The organism is Candidatus Binatia bacterium (genome assembly GCA_036382395.1).
Lineage (GTDB): Bacteria > Desulfobacterota > Binatia > HRBIN30 > HRBIN30 > JAGDMS01.
In genome coordinates this window covers 1-2,528 of the sequence record DASVHW010000330.1, presented here as the reverse complement: position 1 = coordinate 2,528, position 2,528 = coordinate 1, and the positions used below count along the sequence as shown (strand labels likewise).

The following is a 2,528-nucleotide window of genomic DNA, read 5'->3' as shown; positions in this document are numbered from 1 at the left end:
GCCGGTCTCTATCAGGTCACGCTGACGGTGAGCGCCGGCGGCGTCACGTCGGCGCCCGCGCACACTGAGGTCGAAGTGCTGCCGGCCCTGCCATCAGCCGGTCTTTCCATTGGCGCGTGCGTCGCGCCTGGTGGAACACTCTCGCTCGACGGTGCGGCTCCGACGGCCAATGGGACGCTGGTTGCGAATGGTTGGGACACCACTACGGGTCCGATCCAGTTGGCTCCGGTGACGATCACTCTACCGTGGGGTCAGATTCAGTTGCCCACGAAGCTGCCGGGCCTGACGTTTCAGGGCACGGTCGCGGTGCCATCTGTTACTACTGACGGTCACTACAACGCCGCGGTAACAAGCGGATCAACTGCACCATTCAGCATCCCCTGTGCGAGATCGGCGAACTTGCGGCCGTTGGCCGTAGCTGGCGGTCCGATCTACTATGCACAAGCGGGCGTGCCTCTCATGCTCGACGGATCGTCATCAAGCGATCCTGAAAACGCTCCGCTCTCTTATCGTTGGGATTTCGGAGACACAACCTCGGGTTCGACGGTCACGCCAACGCATACTTATGCTGGGGAGGGCAGCTATTTCGTTACGCTAATAGTCAACGATGGGGTGCAGGACTCCGCGACGATGATCGGTACCCGCAGCTTCGCGATGGTGGTGGTAACTGCCAAGTTGCAAACTGTTCCACGTGTGACCTACGACGGCAACGGCAGCACTGGCGGCAGTGTGCCCACCGACGGCAATCCGTACGTTGCCGGTGCCACGGTCACCGTATTGGGTAACACAGGCAGTCTGGTGAAGACCGGCTATACCTTCGCTGGCTGGAACACCGCCGCCAACGGCAGCGGCACGAGTTACGCCGGCGGCGCGACCTTCGCGATGGGTTCTGGCGACGTCACGCTTTACGCGAAGTGGACACTCACGGTAACAAGTTACGCCGTCCCTAGCATCCCGACCCTGAGCGAATCGGCGATGATGGCGCTCATGCTATTGCTCGGACTGGCGGGTGCCTACAGAATACGCGGGACGTAGAACCTAGCGCACCGGCAACCCTGCAGCACGCGGAACGTGTAGGGACGCAATGGGAATTGCGGTGGCCGTTGGCGGGCACAGACCAGCGCCTTTGGCTGAGCTTTCGTGACCCTCCTTCAGGCGGCTTTTCGAACGAGCACCGGCAGCAGCCGCTCCGGACGGCAAGATAGGGTTAGGCCGCGGCAAGCTCTTCACCCCGAGACGGTTAGGACGAGCCGAGTGGCTCGCCGTCGTCCAATCTTCAGCGCCCAGTAGTCCCGGACCACCGCGCTTTGAGCCATCCACCCCGGCTCTAGGCTGCCCGAACGCCGCTCCGGAGCATGTACACGGTGCGGTTGGAGCGCCGCTTCTCGATTACCAGCGAAGCTTGGTCCCGAAGGCTCGCGCGCTGAGCCATTACTCCGGGGACGCCTTCTAGGAAAAGGCCGATTACTCGAACCTAAATCGCCGTCCCGACAGAATGCCCGTCTACGGGCGGGATCGAGAAGGAAATCGAGGGCGTGACTCTGGTCTGTACGCGCCACAGCCCACCGGCAATTTCCATTGCACCCCTACAAGTGCCTCGCTCGCTGCCGCGGGAAGGGCCTGCGCTGTCGCATCGTGCAACAATCTGATAAATGTCGACGCTGGATCCGCTTCTCGGGCGGACTCTCGACGGGAAGTACCGTATCGAGGGGCGCATCGGCCGGGGTGGCATGGGCGCGGTCTATCGGGCCATGCACGTCGGCACGGGCCGCGTGGTCGCGGTCAAGATCATCCTTCCGCAGCTCGTCCAGCACCCCGAGGCGCTCGAGCGGTTCCGCCGCGAGGCACGGGCTGCGGGCGGCCTGCGCCACCCGAACATCGTCGACGTCACCGATTTCGGAACCGCCCGAGTCGGTGAGACCGATGTCGCGTACCTCGTCATGGAGTACCTTCAGGGGAGGACCGTCCGCGACACCCTGAAGGAGCAGGGCCGGCTCCCCCTCGACGTCGTCGTCGACATCGTCGAGCAGATTGCGCTCGCCCTCGACGAGGCCCACAGGAACGGCATCGTCCACCGGGACTTGAAGCCGGACAACGTCTGGCTCGTCCCCGATCCGCGCGGCGGCCACGCCGTCCGGGTTCTCGACTTCGGCCTTGCGAAGCTCCTCGAACGGGCGGCACCCGAGACCGGCGAGCGCCCGCGATCGGAGCCGGACCCTTCCGAGTTGGCGACGCTTCCCGGCGCGGACGAGACCGCCTCGCACTTGTCTACGGCCTTCGCACCCAACCGTGTCTCTGTGGCTGCCGAGGACGACGAGGAAACGATTGCCTCTGGCGGCGGGAGGAGTCTGGATTCAAACACGTTCACCACCGCCGGCTCTACGCTCGGAACTCCCGCCTACATGTCGCCCGAGCAGTGCCGTGGCGGAGAGATCGACTTCCGGAGCGATCTCTATAGCCTCGGGATCATGGCGTGGGAGGCGATCGTAGGCCGAAGGCCATTCGACGGGAGCCTCAGTGAGCTCGTC

At 64.2% G+C, this 2,528-nt stretch carries 2 protein-coding genes; both read left to right on the top strand.

The features are described 5' to 3' along the window. On the top strand, positions 1-1,035 hold a 1,035-nt coding region (locus VF515_15765; GenBank protein HEX7409087.1), incomplete at its 5' end, for an IPTL-CTERM sorting domain-containing protein. 617 nt (positions 1,036-1,652) lie between these two features. After that, the coding region (locus VF515_15760) for a serine/threonine-protein kinase (GenBank protein ID HEX7409086.1) at positions 1,653-2,528 on the top strand (876 nt) is incomplete at its 3' end.